Annotated in this window: 18 protein-coding genes; 8 read left to right on the forward strand and 10 right to left on the reverse strand. The window is 71.4% G+C overall.

Going from position 1 to position 21026, the window contains the following annotated elements; genetic code table 11:
* Nucleotides 1-44: 44 nt before the first annotated feature.
* Nucleotides 45-1028 (reverse strand): asparaginase, encoded by a 984-nt coding sequence (locus tag ASF96_RS05985; protein WP_055834882.1) that lies wholly within the window; start codon nucleotides 1026-1028, stop codon nucleotides 45-47.
* A 145-nt stretch (nucleotides 1029-1173) separates the two neighbouring features.
* Here ASF96_RS05985 and ASF96_RS05990 point away from each other — a divergent pair, with 145 nt between their 5' ends.
* Together ASF96_RS05990 and ASF96_RS05995 are read left to right on the forward strand one after the other, a co-directional pair.
* Nucleotides 1174-1644 carry an OsmC family protein gene (locus tag ASF96_RS05990; RefSeq protein WP_055834885.1) on the forward strand — a complete coding sequence of 157 codons (471 nt, stop codon included), beginning with the start codon at nucleotides 1174-1176 and terminating at the stop codon, nucleotides 1642-1644.
* A gap of 44 nt (nucleotides 1645-1688) precedes the next feature.
* Entirely contained in the window at nucleotides 1689-2168 is a 480-nt protein-coding gene (locus tag ASF96_RS05995; protein WP_055936908.1) for a hypothetical protein, read from the forward strand.
* A 239-nt stretch (nucleotides 2169-2407) separates the two neighbouring features.
* Here the strand turns inward: ASF96_RS05995 and glpK are convergent, their stop codons facing one another.
* The 3 genes from glpK to ASF96_RS06010 all read right to left on the reverse strand — a co-directional run bounded on the left by glpK (nucleotide 2408) and on the right by ASF96_RS06010 (nucleotide 6612).
* On the reverse strand, nucleotides 2408-3919 hold the full coding sequence (glpK, locus tag ASF96_RS06000; RefSeq protein WP_055834891.1) for a glycerol kinase GlpK: 1512 nt from the start codon (nucleotides 3917-3919) through the stop codon (nucleotides 2408-2410).
* A 95-nt stretch (nucleotides 3920-4014) separates the two neighbouring features.
* Nucleotides 4015-4770 carry an MIP/aquaporin family protein gene (locus ASF96_RS06005; RefSeq protein WP_055834894.1) on the reverse strand — a complete coding sequence of 252 codons (756 nt, stop codon included), beginning with the start codon at nucleotides 4768-4770 and terminating at the stop codon, nucleotides 4015-4017.
* Nucleotides 4771-4893: 123 nt separating this feature from the next.
* Nucleotides 4894-6612 carry a glycerol-3-phosphate dehydrogenase/oxidase gene (locus tag ASF96_RS06010; RefSeq protein ID WP_055834898.1) on the reverse strand — a complete coding sequence of 573 codons (1719 nt, stop codon included), beginning with the start codon at nucleotides 6610-6612 and terminating at the stop codon, nucleotides 4894-4896.
* A 109-nt stretch (nucleotides 6613-6721) separates the two neighbouring features.
* Between ASF96_RS06010 and ASF96_RS06015 the strand changes: the two genes are divergently transcribed.
* Complete coding sequence (locus ASF96_RS06015; protein WP_055834901.1) at nucleotides 6722-7687, forward strand: sugar-binding transcriptional regulator; 966 nt, start codon at nucleotides 6722-6724, stop codon at nucleotides 7685-7687.
* A 10-nt stretch (nucleotides 7688-7697) separates the two neighbouring features.
* Here ASF96_RS06015 and dhaM read toward each other — a convergent pair whose 3' ends face one another.
* The 4 genes from dhaM to ASF96_RS06035 all read right to left on the reverse strand — a co-directional run bounded on the left by dhaM (nucleotide 7698) and on the right by ASF96_RS06035 (nucleotide 10878).
* On the reverse strand, nucleotides 7698-8462 hold the full coding sequence (gene dhaM, locus ASF96_RS06020; RefSeq protein ID WP_055936911.1) for a dihydroxyacetone kinase phosphoryl donor subunit DhaM: 765 nt from the start codon (nucleotides 8460-8462) through the stop codon (nucleotides 7698-7700).
* A complete protein-coding gene (dhaL, locus tag ASF96_RS06025; RefSeq protein ID WP_055937744.1) occupies nucleotides 8459-9097 on the reverse strand; it encodes a dihydroxyacetone kinase subunit DhaL in 639 nt (212 codons plus the stop codon). The genes dhaM and dhaL overlap by 4 nt, the downstream gene beginning before the upstream one ends.
* A complete protein-coding gene (dhaK, locus tag ASF96_RS06030; RefSeq protein ID WP_055936914.1) occupies nucleotides 9094-10089 on the reverse strand; it encodes a dihydroxyacetone kinase subunit DhaK in 996 nt (331 codons plus the stop codon). The genes dhaL and dhaK overlap by 4 nt, the downstream gene beginning before the upstream one ends.
* A gap of 87 nt (nucleotides 10090-10176) precedes the next feature.
* Nucleotides 10177-10878, reverse strand: a complete 702-nt coding sequence (locus tag ASF96_RS06035; protein WP_194717045.1) for a lysophospholipid acyltransferase family protein — start codon at nucleotides 10876-10878, stop codon at nucleotides 10177-10179.
* Between the two features lie 211 nt (nucleotides 10879-11089).
* Here ASF96_RS06035 and ASF96_RS06040 point away from each other — a divergent pair, with 211 nt between their 5' ends.
* Nucleotides 11090-12052: an FKBP-type peptidyl-prolyl cis-trans isomerase gene (locus ASF96_RS06040; protein ID WP_055936917.1), complete on the forward strand. Its 963-nt coding sequence runs from the start codon at nucleotides 11090-11092 to the stop codon at nucleotides 12050-12052.
* Nucleotides 12053-12061: 9 nt separating this feature from the next.
* Nucleotides 12062-13144: a 1-deoxy-D-xylulose-5-phosphate reductoisomerase gene (dxr, locus tag ASF96_RS06045; protein ID WP_055936920.1), complete on the forward strand. Its 1083-nt coding sequence runs from the start codon at nucleotides 12062-12064 to the stop codon at nucleotides 13142-13144.
* A 107-nt stretch (nucleotides 13145-13251) separates the two neighbouring features.
* Here the strand turns inward: dxr and ASF96_RS06050 are convergent, their stop codons facing one another.
* Nucleotides 13252-14916: a Mur ligase family protein gene (locus ASF96_RS06050; RefSeq protein WP_055937747.1), complete on the reverse strand. Its 1665-nt coding sequence runs from the start codon at nucleotides 14914-14916 to the stop codon at nucleotides 13252-13254.
* Nucleotides 14917-15003: 87 nt separating this feature from the next.
* Between ASF96_RS06050 and ASF96_RS06055 the strand changes: the two genes are divergently transcribed.
* The gene (locus ASF96_RS06055; protein ID WP_055936926.1) at nucleotides 15004-16320 is read left to right on the forward strand and encodes a M50 family metallopeptidase; all 1317 of its coding nucleotides are present in this window, start codon (nucleotides 15004-15006) and stop codon (nucleotides 16318-16320) included.
* Between the two features lie 114 nt (nucleotides 16321-16434).
* On the opposite strand, the gene ASF96_RS06060 is transcribed toward ASF96_RS06055, so the two are convergent.
* On the reverse strand, nucleotides 16435-18375 hold the full coding sequence (locus tag ASF96_RS06060; protein ID WP_055936929.1) for an anthranilate synthase family protein: 1941 nt from the start codon (nucleotides 18373-18375) through the stop codon (nucleotides 16435-16437).
* Between the two features lie 207 nt (nucleotides 18376-18582).
* Here ASF96_RS06060 and ispG point away from each other — a divergent pair, with 207 nt between their 5' ends.
* Nucleotides 18583-19734 carry a flavodoxin-dependent (E)-4-hydroxy-3-methylbut-2-enyl-diphosphate synthase gene (ispG, locus tag ASF96_RS06065; protein ID WP_200934074.1) on the forward strand — a complete coding sequence of 384 codons (1152 nt, stop codon included), beginning with the start codon at nucleotides 18583-18585 and terminating at the stop codon, nucleotides 19732-19734.
* 107 nt (nucleotides 19735-19841) lie between these two features.
* Nucleotides 19842-21026, forward strand: a complete 1185-nt coding sequence (locus tag ASF96_RS06070) for a benzoate/H(+) symporter BenE family transporter (protein ID WP_055936932.1) — start codon at nucleotides 19842-19844, stop codon at nucleotides 21024-21026.

Consider the following 21026-nt stretch of genomic DNA (forward strand, 5'->3'; position numbering starts at 1 on the left):
AGAGCACACGTTGCGCGTCTGGTCTCGCGACGGATCGGGGCGGGTCAGACCGCGGAGCGGATGGCGCCGACTTCGCGGCCACCGCCCGAGATGCTCAGGGGCAGCAGGGCGAGCGTGTCGGCGACGGCCTCGGGGGACAGGGCTCCGGCGCGCTCGAGCAGGCGCAGCGCGACGGCGTGGCCGGCGCGGTTGGAACCGTCGAGCATCTTCAACGCCACGGTGGTGCCGTCGGGGGCCGTCATGACCTGCACGCCCTCGGCGCCCATCTTCGAGAAGACGCCGAGACGCTCGATCACCACGGTGTCGGGGCGACCGGGGCCGTCGATCGTCCACGGGTGCTCCCGCACGGCGCGCACGAGGGTGCCGGCGCTGCGGTGCAGGGCGAAGGGGGAGCGCTCCGACGAGGTCGCGATGCGCTGGATCGCGCGCGCGAGGCCGATGAGGCTCATGGCGTAGACCGGGGCACCGCAGCCGTCGATCGCGGTCGTGGTCATGCGCTCGCCGACCAGACGCTCCAGCACCTCGCGGATGTGCACCTGCAGGGGGTGCTGTTCGTCGAGGTAGTCGGCGGTGGGCCAGCCGTTCGCCACGCACGTGAGCAGCATGGCCGCGTGCTTGCCGGAGCAGTTCATCCGCAGGGGTGAGGGGGCACCGTGGTCGCGGACGAGCTCGTCGCGCGCGGCGGTGTCGCTCGGCCACGCGGCGGGGCAGCCCAGGTCGTCTTCGGTCAGTCCGGCCGACTGCAGGATGCCACGGGCCACCTCGACGTGACGCTCGGTGCCGCAGTGGCTGGCCATTGCGATCGCCAGACGCTCACCGGACAGGTCGGCGCCCGCCGACAGGCAGGCCAACGCCTGCAGCGGCTTCATGCTCGAACGCGGGAGGAACGACGCGGACGCCTCGCCCAGAGTCAGCTTCTCGGAACCGTCGGGGGCGAGCACGACGGCGACGCCGTAGTGGCGGGACTCGACGAATCCGCTGCGTTCGATGACGGCGAGCTCGACGGAGGCGGGGGGCGTGGCGGGCATCCCTCCATCGTATCCCCGCGGCCCCCTCGTATCCCGGGTCTGCCACCCGCGTGAGGTGCCGGTATTCATCGCTTCGGCCGTGGCCGAAGCGACACATCCTGGCAGCTCACGCCCGAGGGTCGGCGGGGGCGGCAGACTGGAGAGCATGAACGGAGAACACCACTACCGCCTGCGCTCGACCTGGACCGGCGACCGGGGGAGCGGGACGAGCGGCTACCGCGACTACGACCGCTCCGTCACGCTCCACGTCGACGGCAAGCCCGAGGTCGCGGCATCCGCCGACACGCCCTTCCGCGGCGACCCCGGCAAGTGGAACCCCGAAGAGCTGCTGCTCGCGGCGCTGAGCGAGTGCCACCTGCTGTCGTACCTGCACGCCTGCGTCACCACCGGCGTCGTCGTGACCGCGTATGTCGACGATGCGTCGGGCACGATGCAGGAGGACGGCAACAGCGGCGGGGCGTTCACCGAGGTGGTGCTTCGTCCTCGCGTGCAGGTCGCGGAGGAGTCGATGGTCGAGGCCGCCCGCGCCGCACACCGGCAGGCGCGCGAGTGGTGCTTCATCGCGAACTCGGTGAACTTCCCCGTGCGTCACGAACCCGAGATCACCGTCGGCTGAGCCGTCCGCTGCGACGGCGCGCGGCGGCGTCGTACAGTGAGCGCATGCAGTTCGAACCGGCCCTCCGCCGCCTCGACCGGATCGCCGGCGGACGCCACGCCGATCATCGCGTCGCCGTCTCCGACGACCCCCGCGTGGTCCGGTCGTTCCGCTCGGTCACCGTCCTGCTGGCGATCGGCTTCGTGCTGGGGATCGCCACCGTCGTCGTCGCGCTGGTCATGACGCTCGACGGCGCCGACGTCGGCCTCGCGGTGTGGATGCGCTGCCTCGTCGTGCTCGCCATCACCACGACGTTGTTCTACTTCCTGTGGCGCGCTCGCGCCGGGTGGTACTGGGCGTTCCGCCGCCTGCAGCTGTTCAGTCGGATCTTCCCCATCGTCGCCCTGGTGCTCGCGGCCATCCCCGGGTTGTACCCGTTCTGGGTCGTCACCGAGCAGATCCTCTTCGCGGTGCTGCTGATCGGGGTGTCGGACTACCTGCAGTCCGATGTCATGCGGGCGGCGTATCCCAAGCCTGAACGCTGAGTTCTCGGCATCCGGATGCCGGAGACCCGGCGTGATCGCGGGCACCGCGGCGAGCACGCTTCCGGCATCGTGACCTCACGAGGGGCCCTTCGCGCTCCGAGCGCGGGGTGTGCAGGAGTCGTGCGTGCCCCGCCGGGAGTCCCGACACGGTGGCCACCGCCGGCGATGTCGCTCGGTCGCGCAACGGAAAGGACCCCGCCGGCGCGAGGCCGACGGGGTCCGTTTCGTGAAGAGGGTGCTCAGCGCACGTCGTCGTCGACCCAGTCCATCGATTTGGTGACGGCCTTCTTCCACAGGCGCAGCTCGCGGTCGCGCTCGTCGGAGTCCATGTCGGGCTCCCAGCGCTTGTCTTCCTGCCAGTTGGCGCGGAGGTCGTCGAGGTTGTTCCAGAAGCCGACGGCGAGGCCCGCGGCGTAGGCGGCGCCGAGGGCCGTCGTCTCGGCGACGACGGGACGCACGACCGGCACGCCGAGGATGTCAGCCTGGAACTGCATGAGCTCGTCGTTGGCGGTCATGCCGCCGTCGACCTTGAGCTCGGTCAGGTCGACGCCCGAGTCGGCGTTGACGGCCTCGAGCACCTCGCGGGTCTGGAAGGCCGTGGCCTCGAGGGCCGCGCGGGCGATGTGGCCCTTGTTGACGAAGCGGGTCATGCCGACGATCGCACCGCGGGCATCCGGGCGCCAGTACGGCGCGAACAGACCCGAGAACGCCGGGACGAAGTACACCCCGCCGTTGTCGTCGACGGTGCGGGCCAGGGCCTCCACCTCGGGAGCCGAGGAGATGATGCCGAGCTGATCGCGCAGCCACTGGATGAGCGAGCCGGTGACGGCGATCGATCCCTCGAGTGCGTAGTGCGCGGGCTGGTCGCCGAGCTTGTATCCGAGGGTGGTCAGCAGCCCGTTCTTCGAGCGGACGATCTCTTCACCCGTCTGGAAGATGAGGAAGTTACCGGTGCCGTAGGTGTTCTTGCTCTCACCCGGGTCGAAGGCGGCCTGGCCGAAGGTCGCGGCCTGCTGGTCGCCCAGGATGCCGGCGATCGGGGTCTCGCGCAGCAGCGACGAGGACTCGACGGCGCCGTACACCTCGGACGAGGAGCGGATCTCGGGCATCATCGAGCGCGGCACGCCGAAGTCGGCGAGGATGTCGTCGCGCCACTCGAGGGTCTCGAGGTCCATGAACAGGGTGCGGCTGGCGTTGGTCACGTCGGTGGCGTGGACGCCGCCGTCGATACCGCCGGTGAGGTTCCACAGCACCCAGGTGTCGGTGGTGCCGAACACGAGGTCGCCGGCCTCGGCCTTCTCGCGGGCTCCGTCGACGTTCTCCAGGATCCAGACGATCTTCGTGCCCGAGAAGTACGTCGCCAGGGGAAGGCCGACGACGCTCTTGTAGCGCTCCGGGTCGCCGTCGGCGAGACGGTCGACGATCGACTGCGTGCGGGTGTCCTGCCACACGATGGCGTTGTAGACGGGCTTGCCGGTGTTCTTGTCCCAGACCACCGCGGTCTCGCGCTGGTTGGTGATGCCGACGGCGGCGATGTCGTGGCGGGTGATGTCGGCGCGGCTGAGGGCCAGGCCGATCACCTCCTGGGTGTTGCGCCAGATCTCGAGGGGGTCGTGCTCGACCCATCCCGCGCGCGGGAAGATCTGCTCGTGCTCCTTCTGCCCGACGGAGACGACGCTCCCGGACTTGTCGAAGATCATCGCGCGCGTCGAGGTCGTGCCCTGGTCGATGGCGAGGACGTAGTCGGCCATGGAAGGACTCCTTTGTCTAGTTCAGTGTGAGGAAGGGGTGAAGACGGGTGCGGGGGCGACGCGCAGTCGAGGGGCGAGTCGCCCCCGCGGGAGTGTCAGTTGCCGAGGCTGAGCAGCACGGGGGCCAGCAGACCCGCGAGCAGACCACCGACGAGGGGACCGGCGACCGGCACCCAGGCGTAGCCCCAGTCGCTGGAACCCTTGCCCTTGATGGGGAGGATCGCGTGCGCGATGCGGGGGCCGAGGTCACGGGCCGGGTTGATGGCGTAACCGGTGGGACCACCGAGCGAGGCGCCGATGCCGACCACGAGCAGGGCGACGGGAACGGCCGCGAGACCGCCGATGCCACCCGGAACGCCGATGTCGGCCACGCCGTAGTCACCGAAGCCGAAGATCACGAAGACCAGGACGAAGGTGGCGATGACCTCGGTGAGGAAGTTGAAGCCGTACGAACGGATCGCGGGGCCGGTCGAGAACACGCCCAGCTTGGCGGCCGGGTCGGGCTCGTCGTCGAAGTGCTGCTTGTAGGACGCCCACGCGAGCACGGCGCCGATGATGGCACCGACCAGCTGCGCGGCCACGGCCACGAGGAACTGGACGAAGGCGATCTTGCCGGCCACGAGGAGGCCGATCGAGACGGCCGGGTTCAGCTGCGCACCGGAGTACGCCGAGACGATGACACCGGCGAAGACCGCCAGGCCCCATCCCCAGTTGACCATCAGGGTGCCGCCGGCGTTGCCCTTGGTCTTGGCCAGGGCCACGTTGGCGACCACGCCACATCCCAGCAGGATGAGCATCGCGGTGCCGACCACCTCCGAGAGGAAGTACAGCCCCAAGTTGACTTCTTGCATGTCGTCATCGACCTTTCTTCTGTCACCCGGACAACTTCGGCACGGGTGGTGTTGTGCGGCTCGGTGCTCCGAACCTACGGCGAGCGTGCGGGCGCGCAACAGGCGGCGCGCCCGCACGTTCTCTCAGATTCGCGCGACGCCGGCCGACGCCAGATCGACGCGGTGGGCGGAGCGCAGGATCTCGGTCGTACGGTTCACTTCTTCGTCGACACGGGCGGAGTCCCAACCGAGGGGCTCCGCGATCGTCTCGGCGACCTCTCGCAGCGTGCGCTCGGTCATCCCGCCCACGAAGGCGAGGTGGGTGCGGCGCAGCAGCACGTCGATCAGGTGCACGACCTGCTCGTTCTGGGCGATCCAGACCAGCTCTTCGCGGTAGTAACCGGCCGCGTCCGCCAGGGCGGTGGGCTCGGCGGGGAGAACCGCGAGGATCGCGTCGGCGCGCGTGCCGTACCGCTCGAGCATGGCATCCACGAGCTCGGCCGAGTGCGCATTCGTGCGCGTGGCGATCCAGCGGCGCCGCTGCTCGGGGGTCGAGGGGAAGCCCGCGCCGCCGCCGATGGGCAGGCCCTGCGTGCTGATGCGGTGCGGACGACGCAGCTTCTGCAGCGTTTTCATGCTCAAGTGCTCGGCCAGCGCGCGGAACGTGGTCCACTTGCCGCCGACGAGGCTCATCGAGGGGACACCGGCGACCTCGTCTTCGACGATGCGGTAGTCGCGCGACACGAAGCCGGGCGCGGTGTCGTCGTGGCGGGGGAGCGGACGGATACCCGAGAAGGTGTACACGATCTGCGAGCGGTCGACGGCGACGCGGGGGAACACGTGGCCGATCAGGTCGAAGAAGTACTCGATCTCGTCGTCGGTGCACACGACCGGCTTCGACGGGTCGGCGTCGATGTCGGTCGTGCCGACGAGGACGCGGTCCTTGAGCGGGTAGATGAGCACGATGCGGCCGTCGGAGTGCTCGAAGAAGATCTCGCGCCCACCGGTCGCCGCGAACAGCTCCGGGTTGTCGAGCACGATGTGCGAGCCCTTGGTGCCGCCCATGAACTGCGTCGTGAGCCCCATGGCGGAGTTCGCGAGGTCGGTCCAGGGGCCGGCGGTGTTGAGCACGACCTTCGCCTTGACCGAGAACTCCTCGCCCGAGACCTCGTCGCGCACGCGAACGCCGTTCGCGTCGGCGCCGACCGCCGAGACGTAGTTGACGGCCTGGGTGCGACCGGCGCCGGCTTCGATGCCATCGCGCAGCACGTCGAGCGCGATGCGCTCGGGGTCGTGCATCGAGGCGTCGAAGTACGTGGCCGTGTAGGCCAGGTCGGGGTTGAGCTGGGGGAGCTCGGTCAGCGACTTCTTCTTGCCGAGGAACTTGTGGCGGGGAACGGAGCCACCGTCGCGCGAGAAGGTGTCGTACATGATGAGGCCGACCTTGATCAGCAACGCACCACGCTCGTTGGGCTTTCCGCGGCCGTGGGTGACGAGCAGGCGGAAGGGCGCCGACAGGATGCCGGAGAACGTCTTGTAGATCGGGATCGTCGTCTCGAGCGGCTTGACGTAGTGGGGCGCGGTCTTGAGCAGGTCGTTGCGCTCGGTCACGGCCTCTTTGACGAGGCGGAACTCGCCGTTCTCGAGGTAACGGATACCGCCGTGCACCATGTGGCTCGACGCCGACGAGGCGCCCGACACGAAGTCGCCGCGCTCGACGAGGGCGACGCTGACGCCCTGCAGGGCGAGATCGCGGAGGGTGGCGAGGCCGTTGATGCCCCCGCCGATGATGAGGACGTCGAGGTTCTCGGCGTCGCGGAGCGCCTGGACGTCGGCGCGGAGCTGTGTTGCGGGGGACGACATGTCGACTGCGACCTTTCGTTGTTGGTACGACAGTCACAATGCGCCTGTCTGCACGTTGTTGCAAGCCCCTTGAACAAACGTGCACAATGGTGTTCATGGGAACGCAACCATGGTGACGCAGGCGGAAGAGCGGTCCCGTGATGCACTGCGCGCGGCGCAGCTGTACTACATGCAGGACCTGACGATGGACGCCATCGCGCACGAGATGCGCGTGTCACGCTCGTCGGTGTCGCGCCTGCTCCAGCACGCCCGCGACGTGGGTCTCGTCACGATCTCGATCAGCCCGCCCGACGACGCCCGGGGCCAGATGGCACAGCGCATCGCCGATCGATTCGGCATCACCGCGCACGTCGTGCCGACCCCGGCCCGCACCTCCGAGGCCGAGCGCCTGGAGCGCACGGCGCTGACCGCGGCGCGCATCCTCGCCGAGCGGGTGGAGTCGTCGATGACCGTCGGCGTCGCCTGGGGGTCGACCCTCTCGGCCGTCGCCCGTCACGTGCCGCTGAAAGACGTGCATGACACCCACATCGTGCAGATGAACGGAGCCGCGAACGTGCGCACCTCCGGCATCCCGTACGCCGGCGAGATCCTGTCGAAGTTCGGCACCGCCTGGTCGTCGTCGGTGCACCAATTCCCGGTGCCCGCGCTGTTCGACGACCCGCGCACCAAGCAGGCGATGTGGCGGGAGCGCTCGGTGCGCTCCGTGCTCGAGATCCAGCAGCGCGTCGGCCTGTTCGTCTTCGGACTCGGCTCGCCGCACGCCGACGTGCCCTCGCACGTCTACAGCGGCGACTACTTCGACGAGCGCGACCGCGCCGTCATCGAACGCGAGGGCATCGTGGGGGACTGCGCGACGGTGTTCTACCGCGCCGACGGCTCGAGCGACGTCCCCGAACTGAACGCGCGCTCCAGCGGGCCCGACCTCGACACGGTCCGGCGCATTCCGCGCCGCTTCTGCGTCGTGTCGAGCCTCTCGAAGCTCGACGGCCTGCGCGGGGCCCTCGCCGCCGGTCTGATCACGGAGCTCGTCGTCGAGGAGTCGCTGGCGCGCCGCCTGCTGAGCGTGACCCGCTGACCAGCCTCGGTCAGCGCTCGCCGAAGCCCTCGTCGATCAGGGCGCGGAGCTCGTCGAGGGCCTGACGGGCCTGCGGGCCACTCGCGCTCACCCGCACCCGTGCACCCTGCCGGACGCCGAGCGCCATGAGAGCGAGCAGGCTCCGCGCCGACACCTCGTCGGAGCCCGCGTCGAGGTCGGCGATACGCACCTCGGCGTCGTACCGCGACGCCGCCTTGACGAACGTGGCCGCCGGGCGCGCGTGCAGGCCCGACGGGTTGACGACCACCGTCTCGAACGAGATCGCGTCCCTGTCGCCGGCGGGTACCGAGGCCGGGGAGTCGGTGCCGTGCGCCGTCGGTTCGTCGTCGCGATCCGCGGATGCCGTGGCCTCGCCCTCGCCGAGCTGACGCTGTTTCGCCGCGCCCGCGCCCCGCACCTCGGCGGCCACGGCGTCGAGGTCGGCGCCGCCGGCCGCGGTGACCACCGCGGCCACGAGCCCCTCGACGAACGGCGCGGAGCTCAGCCTCACCCGGTCGGGCGCGGCGACGAACTCGAGGGCGGTCTCGGCGCTGAGGATCGCGGAACCGAGGTCCATCAGCACGAGCACCCCGTCGCCGGAGTCGGCGTCGTCGATCGCGGCGGCGATGGCGACGGCATCCGTGCCCAGATCGCCGTCGGGACCGCCCGCGGCCACGCGCACCCCGGGCGGCTGCTCGCCGCCCATCTGCAGGGCCAGGTGCACGGCGGCATCGGCCAGCGCGCGGCTGTGCGAGACCGCGACGATCCCGATCACTCGGCCGCCGCCAACGTGTCGCGTAGGGCCTCGAGCAGCATCGTCGCCGAGGTCGCCCCGGGGTCGAGGTGGCCGGCGCTGCGCTCGCCGAGGTAGCTCGCCCGGCCCTTGCGGGCGACGAGCGGCTCGGTCGCGTCGCGACCGCGGGCCGCCGCCTCGGCCGCGGCCCGCGCGGCGTCGGCCGGCGTCGCCCCGGCGGCCGCGGCGGTGTCCCAGGCGTCCACGGCGGGCGAGAGCGCGTCGATCATCGTCTTGTCGCCGAGCTCGGCCTTGCCCCGGGCGACGACCCCCTCGACGCCGGCGCGGAGGGCGGCACCGAGGGTGGTGGCATCCACCTCTCCCTCGCTCAGCGCGGGCCCCATGCGCAGGAACAGGGTGCCGTACAGCGGACCGCTCGCGCCGCCGACCGACGAGACGAGCGTCATTCCGACGGTCTTGAACAGGTCGGTCGGGCTGGCGGGCAGGGGGTCGAGCCGCGCGACGACGGCATCGAGACCGCGCGCCATGTTCGAGCCGTGATCGGCGTCGCCGATGGCGGAGTCGAGCTGCGTCAGCTCGTCTTTGTGCTGCTGGACGGTGTCGCGGAACGCCCGGATCCACGACACGAGGTCGTCGAGCGCGACGGTGCCGCTCATGCGCCCCACCGCAGGCCCGGGGTCACGACGGGCGCATCCCAGAGGCGCAGCATCTCGTCGTCGGCCTTCACGACGGTGAGCGAGGCGCCGGCCATGTCGAGACTCGTGATGTAGTCGCCGATCAGCACCCGCTGCACCTCGACGCCGGCCGCGGCCAGCAGCGGAGCGATCTCTCCGTAGAGCAGGTACTGCTCGATGAGGGGCGTCGCGCCCAGACCCGACAGCAGGACGATCGCGGGTCCCACCGGCTCGCCGAAGTCGTGGACGATCGGGTCGACCAGGAGGGCGGCGATCTCGTGCGCGGATGCCAGCTTCACGCGCGAGCGGCCCGGTTCGCCGTGGATGCCGACTCCGACCTCCATCTCGTCGTCGGGCAGCTCGAACGTGGGGCGACCGGCGGCGGGCACCGTGCAACTCGTGAGCGCGACGCCCATCGAACGCCCGGCGGCGGCGACGCGTCGTGCGAGGTCGGCCACGGCGGCGAGGTCGGCGCCTTCTTCGGCCCGTGCCCCGACGATCTTCTCGAGGATGACGGTGGTGCCGGTCCCGCGGCGTCCGGCGGTCCAGGTCGAATCCTGCACGGCCACGTCGTCGGCGACGAGGACCGACTCGACCTCGACGCCCTCGGCGGCGGCGAGCTCGGCCGCCATCTCGAAGTTCAGCACGTCGCCGGTGTAGTTCTTCACGATGTGCAGCACGCCGGCGCCCGCATCGACCGCCTGCGTGGCGGCGAGCACCTGGTCGGGGGTGGGGGAGGTGAACACCTCGCCCGCGGCGGCGGCGTCGAGCATGCCCCGCCCGACGAACCCGCCGTGCATCGGCTCGTGACCGGACCCTCCGCCCGACACCAGCGCCACCTTGCCCGTGCGCGTGGGTTCCGCCCGCAGAATCACCCGGTTCTCGGCATCCACCCGTAACTCGGGGTGCGCGGCCTGGATCCCTCGCAGAGCTTCGGCCAGAACGTCGGCCGGGTCGTTCACGAACTTCTTCACGGGTGCCTCCTCGTCGTGGCGTCGACGGCGCGGGGCCGTCACTCCCGACCCTGCTCGCCGTGCGTCGCCGCGTCAAGCGGCAAAGGCTCAGAGGCGCTCGTGCGGCAAGACCTGCTTGATGCGCTCGAGGGGGTTCTGGGCCGGAGCCTCGTTGTACGCGTTCGCGAGCTGCTGCTCGCTGAGCGCGTGGATCGCGGCCATGATCTCGTCGGTCGCGAGTCGACGCGCGCGGCCCGAGGACGCGGGGCCGTGCGGGGAGAGGTCGAGGGGCGTGCCGAAGCGCACCGTGATGCGCTCCTGGGTCGTCGGGATCTTCGCGCCCACGGGCATGACCTTGTCGGTGCCGATGAGACCGACCGGAACGACGGGGGCCCCGGTCTGCAGAGCGAGGAACGCCACACCCGTGCGCCCCTTGTACAACCGGCCGTCGAGAGACCGCGTGCCCTCGGGGTACAGGGCCACCGCGCGGCCGTCGTCGAGCAGGGCGCGCTGCTGATCGAGCGCGTCGAGGGCCTTCTGACCGGCGCCGCGCTCGACGGGGATCGCGCCGATGGCGGTGAAGAACTGCCGCGAGGCCCACTTCTCGAAGTACGACGACTTCGCCATGAAGTGCACGGGGCGGGGAGCGGCGACCGGGATGGCGATCGAGTCGATGAACGACAGGTGGTTGCTGGCGAAGATCACCGGTCCGGTGCGCGGCACGTTCTCACGGCCCTCGATGCGCGGGCGGTAGACGGCCCGCGCCAGCGGGGCGATCAGGAAACGGCCGAGGCCGTAGGCCGCACCCATCTGCTGCGGCGCGGCGGCGGGGGTCTCGGCAGCGTCGGAACTCACCTGTCGAGGTTACTCGCCGCCGCATGCCGGGTCGCGCATGCCCGCCCGCGTGTGCGCACCCGCGTCTGCGTGCCCGGGCGCGACGGTGTGCGCGCGGGGACTCCCAGGATCGACAAAGCCGGGTGCGTCAGGATGGACGTTCCCCGTTCTTCTCGAGAGGTCTCCCGTGCGCTTCCGCCCGATCGCTTCCCTGTCCGTCGCCGCCGCCGCGGTGCTGCTGCTGGCCGGATGCACCGGTTCGCCCGATCAGGCGCAGACCCCGGATGCCAGTGCGACCCCGGACGCCGGAGCGTGCCAGACCCCGTTCACCGGCGAGGTCCCCGCCGGGCTCGAGGTGTCGGGCGACTTCCAGGGCCCCGTCACCGTCACGCGTCCCGACGGCTTCGCGCCGACCGACGTGCAGCGCACCACCCTCATCGAGGGCTCGGGCGCCGAGATCGCCCCCGGCGACATCGTCAGGGCGAACTACACCGTGATCGACGCCGCCAGCGGTGCCGTCGCGCTCGACTCCCTGACGACCGATCCCGCGGGCATGGACATGGTCGTCAACGCGCAGCAGATCTTCGGCGCGGCCCTGTCGTGCGTGCCGATCGGCTCGCGCACGGTGTCGACCTTCCCCGCCGGGCTGCTCGGCGACGGGTCGCCGGCCTACGTGCTCGTGGCCGACGCCATCGCAGAGCTGCCCACGCGCGCCACCGGCACCGAGGTCCCGCCTGTCGACGGCATGCCCACGGTCACGCTGGCCGACGACGGCGCTCCCACCATCACCGTGCCGACCACGCCCGCTCCCGCCGAGACGCGCATCGAGAACCTGCGCCGGGGCGACGGCGACGTGGTCAACCCCGGCGACCAGGTGATCGTGCAGTACACCGGCGTGCTCTACGACGGCGGTACCGTGTTCGACTCGAGCTGGGACAAGGGCATGCCCACCGAGTTCCCGACCACGGGTGTCGTCGCGGGCTTCCGGCAGGCTCTCGAGGGCCAGACGGTCGGCTCGCAGGTGCTCGCCGTCATCCCTCCCGCCGACGGCTACGGCGACGAGGAGAAAGGATCGATCCCGGCGAACTCGACCCTCGTCTTCGTGGTCGACATCCTCGGCGTCCAGCACGCTCCCGCCGCCGCTCAGTAGGCTGACGGGATGCGCCGCGTCCTCATCCTCGGTTCCACCGGTTCGATCGGCACCCAGGCGCTCGACGTCATCCGCGCCAACGCCGACCGCTTCGAGGTCGTCGGCCTCGCCGCCGGCACCGATCGCGCCGGACTCCAGGCGCAGGCCGTCGAGTTCGGCGTGGAGCACACGGCGCTCGGCGCGACCGACGCCGAGCATCTCGTCCGCGACGTCGACGCCGACGTGGTGCTCAACGGGATCACCGGTTCGGTCGGCCTCGGCCCCACGATCGCCGCGCTCGAAGAGGGCCGCACCCTCGCCCTCGCCAACAAGGAGTCGCTGATCGTCGGCGGTCCGCTCGTCACCGCGCTCGCCGCGCCGGGCCAGATCGTTCCGGTCGACTCCGAGCACTCCGCGATCGCGCAGGCGTTGCGCTCCGGTGAGGCGCACGAGGTGCGCCGGCTGGTGCTCACGGCATCCGGAGGTCCGTTCCGCGGGCGCTCGCGGGCCCAGCTCGCCGAGGTCACCCCCGCCGAGGCGCTCGCGCACCCGACCTGGGACATGGGCCGCGTGGTCACCACCAACTCCGCCACCCTGGTCAACAAGGGCCTCGAGGTCATCGAGGCGCACCTGCTGTTCGACGTGCCCTACGACCGCATCGACGTCACGGTGCACCCGCAGTCGATCGTGCACTCGATGGTGGAGTTCGTCGACGGCTCCACGATCGCCCAGGCGTCGCCGCCCGACATGCGACTGCCCATCTCGCTCGGGCTCGACTGGCCGCACCGCGTCGCCGGCGTCGGCGCGCCCCTGGATTGGACGCGCGCCTCGCAGTGGACCTTCGAGCCCCTCGATGAGGAGGCCTTCGGCTCGGTCGCCCTGGCCAAGCGCGTCGGACGCGCGGGGGCGACCTACCCCGCCGTGTTCAACGCCGCCAACGAGCAGGCCGTCGACGCGTTCCACGAGGGGCGGCTGAGCTTCCTGGACATCGTCGACCTCATCGAACGCGTGGTCGACCAGCACGAGCCGCCGTCCACGCTCACGCGGGAGTCGCTGGCCGAGGCCGAGGCCTGGGCGCGACGCACGGCCGACGAGATCATCGCCGCGCGCTGACGACGGCTCGCGGGCTCCCGCTCCCGCGGGGCTTCGCGCGCGGGGCGGCAGCGCCGTCCTCACGCGCCGGGCGGCGTCGGGCCGCGGATCCGCGGGACGGGCGGGCGTCAGGCCGGGAAGTCGACCGGGCGCTCGGGATCCGACGACGGCGTCTGGTCGGCGGGATACGGGACGGGCCACTGCGGATCCGGCACGGCCCAGCCGGCCGCGCGCAGCGCGCGGCGCGAGAGCTCCCGCGCCGAGTACGGGGTGCGAACGCCCCGGATGTCGCGGTAATCCTGGTGGCCGGGGCCGGCCCACAGGATGGCGTCGCCCTCGCCGACGAGCTTCACGGCCTCGAGGATCGCCCGCTCGGGCGGGGTGAACTCGTGGACCTCGGCGTCGGGGCGGGCACGACGCGCGCCCTCGACGAGCACCGTGCGAATGGCATCCGGGTTCTCGTGACGGGGGTGGTGGTCGGTGACGATGAGCACGTCGCTGCCCAGGACGGCGGTGCGGCCCATGTCGAGACGCTTGGTCGCGTCGCGATCGCCGTCGGCGCCGAACACCATGACGACCTTTCCGGGCGTCACGCGGCGGACCGCCGCGAGCGTCTTCTTGAACGCGTCGGGGGAGTGCCCGAAGTCGACGTAGACCGCGGGCCCGTCGGCGCCCGAGACGAGCTGCGTGCGGCCGGGGAGCGAGGCCTCGATGCGCTCGCCGTCGAGGGTGCTGAACAGGTGCTCCCACGTGTAGCCGGTCTCGAGCAGCATGACGATCGCCAGACCCGCGTTGGCGGCCATGTGCCGGCCGATCACCGGCACCACCGTGGTGAGCGAGCGGCCCGCGCGATCGCGCAGCGTGAACTCGGTGCCCTCCTGACGCTCGTCGACGATCTCGACGACCCAGTCGGCGTGCTCCGCCGCGGCGGCGTCGTCGGCGATGGCCGGCGTCGCGATGGTCACGACGGGGATCTCGGCGCGGGCCGCGATCTCGGCACCCGAGGCGGAGTCGAGGCAGACGACCCCCCGTCGTGCGCGGTCGGGACGGAACAGCGGGAGCTTGGCCTCGAAGTACTCGCGCATGTCGGCGTAGTCGTCGAGGTGGTCGTGGGTGAGGTTAGTGAAGCCGGCGACGTCGAAGACCAGACCGTCGACGCGGTGCCGGGTGAGCGCCTGCGCGCTGACCTCGACCGCGACGGCCTGCACGCCGCGCTCGCGCATGAGGGCGAGCAGGGCATGGAACTCCGAGGCCTCGGGAGTCGTCAACCGCGACACGATGACGTCGCCCGCGATGTGACGCTCGGCCGTCGACGACAGACCCGTGACGACCCCGAGCTGCCCCAGGATCCCCTCGAGCAGGTGCGACACGCTCGTCTTGCCGTTCGTGCCGGTCGTGGCGAGCAGTTGGGGGAGCTCGTCGTCGGGACCGGTGCCGTAGACCCAGGCCGACAGGTCGCCCAGCAGGGCGCGGGGGTCGTCGACCACGACGATCGGAAGACCCGCGGGGCCCGCGATCTCGGCGCCGTCGGCATCGGTGATCACCGCGACCGCACCGCGCTCGGCGGCGGTCGCGCTGAACTCGGCACCGTGGCGGTTGACTCCGCGGATCGCGACGAAGGCCTCGCCCGCGCGCAGATCGGCGGTGGCCAGCGTGATGCCGGTGAGGGTCGTGCCGTCGACGTCGCCGGAGCTGCGCACGCCGAAGCGGCGGGCGAGTTCCGCGAGGTCGCGGCGGGGCGGACGCTCCGGCCGGAGCACGGGCGGGAGGTTCGAGGGCGCGTGGGTCGGCATCTCGTCCATTGTCGCATCCGGTGTCGCACAGACACCGCATCGCGGCCGCACGGGCGGTTCAAAGGGATGCGGCGGTATCGTCGGCGGGTGACTGCGATCGCGTTCCTCCTCGGCGTCATCGTGCTCGTGCTCGGCCTGGCCGTCTCGATCGCGTTGCACGAGGTCGGGCACCTGGTGCCCGCCAAACTCTTCGGCGTGCGCGTCGGGCAGTACATGATCGGCCTGGGGCCCACGCTCTGGTCCAAGCGCATCGGCGAGACCGAGTACGGCGTCAAGGCCCTGCCGCTCGGCGGGTACATCTCGATGGCGGGCATGTATCCGCCCGCCCCCGACGAGGGCGAGCCCGGCACCCGCCGGTCGCGCTTCTTCGCCACGATGGTGCAGGACGCCCGCGACGCCAACGCCGAGACGCTCGTCGCCGCCGACGATCGCGTCTTCTACAAGCTCCCGGTCTGGAAGCGCGTCATCGTCATGCTCGGCGGCCCGCTGATGAACCTCGTGCTCGCCGTCGTGCTGTTCTCGATCGCGCTGAGCGGCATCGGCGTGCAGCAGGGCACCACCACCGTCGCGTCGGTCTCGCAGTGCGTGATCCCGGCGAGCCAGCAGCGCGACGCGTGCACGTCGACCGATCCCGTCGCCCCCGCCGCCGCCGCGGGCATCGAGCCGGGCGACACGATCGTGTCGATCGACGGGACGCCGGTGGCGACGTTCGCCGACGCCGCGGCGATCATCCAGCGCTCGCCGGGCACGCCTCTCTCGGTCGTCATCGAACGCGATGGCGCGCAGCAGACCGTGCAGTTCACCCCGCAGACCACCGATCGCGCCGTCACCGACGCCCAGGGTCGCCCGGTCGTCGACGCGTCGGGTGCCCCCGAGTTCGAGACCGTCGGCTTCGCCGGCGTGACCGCGCAGCAGTCCCTCGTGCCGCAGCCCCTGTGGAGCGGTCCCCAGGCGACGATCACCCAGATCGAGGCGGTCGGTCGGATCGTGGCGACCCTGCCCGTGCGCATCTACGACACCGCGGTCGACACCCTCACCGGTCAGCCCCGAGACCCCACCAGCCCCATGAGCGTGGTGGGTGCGGGCCGCCTCGCGGGCGACATCGCCGCGGTGGACGCGCCGATCCTCGACCGAGTGCAGTCGATCATCGCCCTCCTGGCGGGTCTGAACGTCGCTCTCTTCGTCTTCAACCTCATCCCGCTGCTGCCGCTCGACGGCGGCCACATCGTCGTCGCCCTGTGGGACGGTCTGAAGAAAGCCCTCGCGCGGGCTCGCGGGCGCATCGCGAAGCCGGTCGACGCCACCCGCCTGGTGCCGGTGACCTTCGTGGTGGTGATCCTGCTCGTCGGGATGGGCGGCGTGCTGTTCCTCGCCGACATCTTCAACCCGGTGAAGCTGCTCTAGGCGGACGCGGCGCTCTCGTCGCCGGCGCAGTGCTCCGGCACATCGACGCGGCCGCACCCGGAACGGGGGCGGCCGCTGTCGCTTGTGCAGGAGGCGTGCTGTTCGCCCCCGGCCTCAGAGCACGTGGCCGATGAGACGCTCCAGCGTGCGCATGCCGTCGCGCGACAGGATCGACTCGAGGTGACCCTGCACCGAGGCGTAGCCCGGGCCACGGAGCGCGTAGACGTCGCCCGTCTCGGCATCCGCCGCGACGTCGGTGACGGTCTGCGTCGTGCCGGCTGCGGAGCCGACGGCGAGGCCGCGCTGCGTGTCTCCGGCAGCCACCCGCGCCGTGAACGTGTTGTAGAACCCGATCGAGGCGGACTCGCCGAACAGCTCGACGCTCTTCTGCAGGCCCTGGTGCGGCCGGGCGAGGGGTTCGAGGTCGATCCCCAGCGAGTCGGCGAGGATCTGGTGGCTCAGGCACACCGCCAGGAGCGGCGTCGATGCGGCGCGGCGGCGTCCGACGACGTGGCGCATCGCGCTCATCCGCGGGCTGTCGTCGCGCGGGTCGCCGGGGCCGGGGCCCGAGACCACCAGGTCGGCGGCGTCGAGGTCGTCGTCGGAGACCTCGGACCAGTGCACGATACGGGTGTCGAGACCCAGGTGGCGCAGCTGGTGCGCGAGCATCGTGGTGAAGCGGTCCTCGGCGTCGACGACGAGCGCCGTGCGACCGGCGAAGGGACCGGATCCGTCGGGGTCCTGCGGGTTCATCCAGAACGGGGCGAGACGGTCGTTGCGGGATGCCAGCAGCTCGGCGATCGCGGGATCCTCGCCGAGGGGGCGGCGCGGGGCCGCCGGTGCGTCGGGGTCGGCGTCGGCGGGAGCGGCGGGCGTCGTGTCGCGGGGGATCGCGCCGATGGCGCCGAGCACACCGGCGGCCTTGCCGTGGGTCTCGCCGACCTCGCCGTACGGGTCGGAGTGGCGCACGAGCGTCGCGCCGACCGGCACGCGCAGGCGCCCGTCGACCAGGTAGGCCGTGCGGATGAGGATGGGCGCGTCGAGGTCGTGCGTGGGTCCCTCGGTGGCGCCGTTGGGTGTGAAGAGGGCGGCGACCCCGGAGTAGTAGCCGCGGGGGGTCGTCTCGTGGCGCGCGATGACCGTGCAGGCGTTCTGCATGGGGGAGCCGGTGACGGTGGGCGCGAACATCGTCTCGCGCAGGATGTCGCGCGGGTCGAGGTCGCTGCGCCCGCGCAGCATGTACTCGGTGTGCGTGAGCCGCGACATCTCTTTGAGGTGGGGACCGGTGATGCGTCCGCCGTCGCTGCAGACGGCGCTCATCATCTTCAGCTCCTCGTCGACGACCATGAAGAGCTCTTCGGTCTCTTTGGTCGAGCGCAGGAACTCCGCGAGGGTCTCGGCCGTCGCCCCGCCCGCCGGGTGGCGGAAGGTGCCCGAGATGGGGTTCATCGTGACGATGCCGCCCTGGGCGCTGACGTGCGCCTCGGGGCTCGCGCCCACGGCGATGTGCCCGTCCGTGACGACGGCGAAGGTCCAGTAGGCGCCCTTCTCGTGCTCGAGCAGCGCCCGGAACCAGGTGAGCGCGGCGATCCGCGGGTCGACGTCGACCCCGGCGACGAAGTCGCGACGGATGACGAAGTTGGCGCCCTCGCCGCGGCCGATCTCATCGGCGATGACCTCGCGCACGATGTCGGCGTAGTCCTCGTCGGTGATGTCGAAGCCGGCGTCCTGCAGGGGGATCGCGGTCGTCGGCAGCGATGCCAGCACCTCGGCGCGGGGGAGCGAGACGCGCTGGTCGATCACGAGGCATCGCAGCGGCGCGCCGTCGTCGTGGCAGACGAAGCCGCGCTCGCGCACCTGGCGGTACGGCACGAGGGCGAGCACTTCGCGGGGTGTGCCGGCGTCGTCGACGAGCGGCACGTCGGCCAGCAGGTCGACGTCGACGACGTCGCCCGTGAGGACTTCGACCGTGACGCCGTCACGGGCGATCACGGCGAAGGGAGCAGAACCTGCGGCGAGGTCGAGGAGCAGGGAGGAGGGGTCGGGCCCGGTCATCGAGATAACTTCCGTCTGTGAGCGAGGGTCCAAAGCGGCCGCCGAAAACACGAAGACCGCCCGGGTTCCCCAGGGGGAGGGCGGTCTGTTGCATGCGAGCGCACCGCCTAGACGGTGTGCCACCAGGATGTGTGCGCGCGCATGGCGCCGAACCTACCACAGGGCACCTTCAGCCCCCGTCCGGGTACCACGGCGTAGGCTGAGTCCGTGCCTGCAGTGAACATCGGGATGCCCCGCGTGCCGGAGGTCCTCGCGCCTCGTCGCAAGACCCGCCAGATCAAGGTGGGCAAGGTGCTCGTGGGCGGTGACGCCCCCGTGAGCGTGCAATCGATGTGCACGACTCCCACCACCAACATCAACGCCACCCTTCAGCAGATCGCCGAGCTCACGGCATCCGGCTGCGAGATCGTGCGCGTGGCCGTACCGTCGCAAGACGACGCCGACGTGCTGCACATCATCGCCAAGAAGAGCCAGATCCCGGTCATCGCCGACATCCACTTCCAGCCGAAGTACGTCTTCCAGGCGATCGACGCCGGCTGTGGCGCGGTGCGCGTGAACCCGGGCAACATCCGCAAGTTCGACGACCAGGTCGGCGCGATCGCGAAGGCGGCCAAGGCCGCGGGCGTGTCGCTGCGTATCGGCGTCAACGCCGGGTCGCTCGATCGCCGCCTGCTCGAGAAGTACGGCAAGGCCACGCCCGAGGCGCTCGTCGAGAGCGCCGTGTGGGAGGCCTCGCTGTTCGAGGAGCACGACTTCCACGACTTCAAGATCTCGGTCAAGCACAACGACCCCATCGTCATGGTGAAGGCCTACCGCCTGCTCGCCCAGCGGGGCGACTGGCCCCTGCACCTCGGTGTGACCGAGGCCGGCCCCGCGTTCCAGGGCACCATCAAGAGCGCCACGGCGTTCGGCATCCTGCTGTCGGAGGGCATCGGCGACACGATCCGCGTCTCGCTCTCGGCCCCGCCCGCCGAGGAGGTCAAGGTCGGCCACCAGATCCTGCAGTCGCTGAACCTCCGCGAGCGCAAGCTCGAGATCGTCTCGTGCCCCTCGTGCGGCCGTGCGCAGGTCGACGTCTACACGCTCGCCGACGACGTCACCGAGGGCCTCAAGGACATGACCGTGCCGCTGCGCGTGGCCGTCATGGGCTGCGTCGTCAACGGCCCCGGTGAGGCGCGCGACGCCGACCTGGGCGTCGCCTCCGGCAACGGCAAGGGCCAGATCTTCGTGAAGGGCGAGGTCGTGAAGACCGTCCCCGAGTCCGAGATCGTGGCGACCCTCATCGCCGAGGCCAACCGCCTCGCCGCCGAGATGGGCCCCGACGCCGCCACCGGTACCGCGCAGGTCATCACGGCCTGACGCGCCCCGGCTCCGCCCGGCCGCGGGGAGACCCGGCGCGCCGAGCGCTGGCCTGCGTGCGCAGTGCGGGCGTTGCGCCGTGACGGTCCGCTAGCGTCGGCATCGTCATGACCGAGAATCCCGCCGCCTCCCTCACCCGTCCGCTCATCGCCGGGGTGGTCACCGCCCTCGTCGGTTTCACCAGCACCTTCGCGGTCGTCCTCACCGGTCTCCGGGCCGTCGGGGCGACGGCGGAGCAGGCGGCCAGCGGGCTGCTCGCCATCACCCTCGTCGTCGGTGTCGGGTGCATCGTTCTCGCGGGGCGCTACCGCATCCCGATCACCGTCGCGTGGTCGACCCCCGGCGTCGCGCTTCTCGCCGCCACGGGCGCCGTCGACGGCGAATGGCCGGCCGTGGTGGGCGGCTTCCTCGTGTCGGCGGCGCTCATCCTCTGCACCGCGCTCTTCCCCCCGCTCGGGGCCCTGATCGCCCGCATTCCCCCCTCGATCGCGCAGGCGATGCTGGCCGGCGTGCTGCTGCCGCTGTGCGTGGCCCCGTTCCTCGGCCTGATCCAAGACCCGTGGGGCGTGGCGCCGGTGCTGATCGTCTGGCTCGTGGCCTCGCGTCTGCTGCCCCGCTGGGCCGTGCCGCTGGCCTTCCTCGCCGCCATCGCCGTGGTCGCCGTGGAGCTGGCGCGCACCGGCGTCGACGCGGATGCCGCGACCTTGCTGCCGCGGCTGGAGTTCACCGTTCCCACGCTCACCGTCGGATCGGTGGTGGGCATCGCGCTGCCGCTGTTCGTGGTGACCATGGCGTCGCAGAACGTCCCCGGCGTCGCCGTGATGCGCAGCCTCGGCTACACGATCCCGTGGCGCCCCGCGATGCTGGTCACCGGCCTCGGATCGGCCGCCGCGGCGGGCTTCGGCGGACACGCGATGAACCTGGGGGCCATCAGCGCGGCGATCGCCGCCGGCCCCGACTCCCACCCCGACCCGAAGAAGCGCTGGGTGGCGGGCGTCTCGGCGGGCAGCACCTATCTCGTTCTGGGCGCGCTGTCGGCGGCCTTCGCCGCGATCGTGCTGCTGGCCCCGGCGGGCGTCATCCCGGCGGTGGCGGGCGTCGCGCTGTTCGGCGCGTTCGGCTCGGCGGTGCAGCAGGCCATCGATGATCCCGGCGAGCGGCTCCCCGCCGTGGTGACGTTCCTGGTCGCGGCATCCGGGATCGCGGTGTTCGGGGTGAGCGCGGCCTTCTGGGCGCTCGTGGCGGGCCTCGTCACGCGCGCGGTGCTGCACGTGGGGCGTCGCGCCGGGTAA

This window comes from Microbacterium sp. Leaf179, assembly GCF_001423785.1.
Classification (GTDB): Bacteria; Actinomycetota; Actinomycetes; order Actinomycetales; family Microbacteriaceae; genus Microbacterium.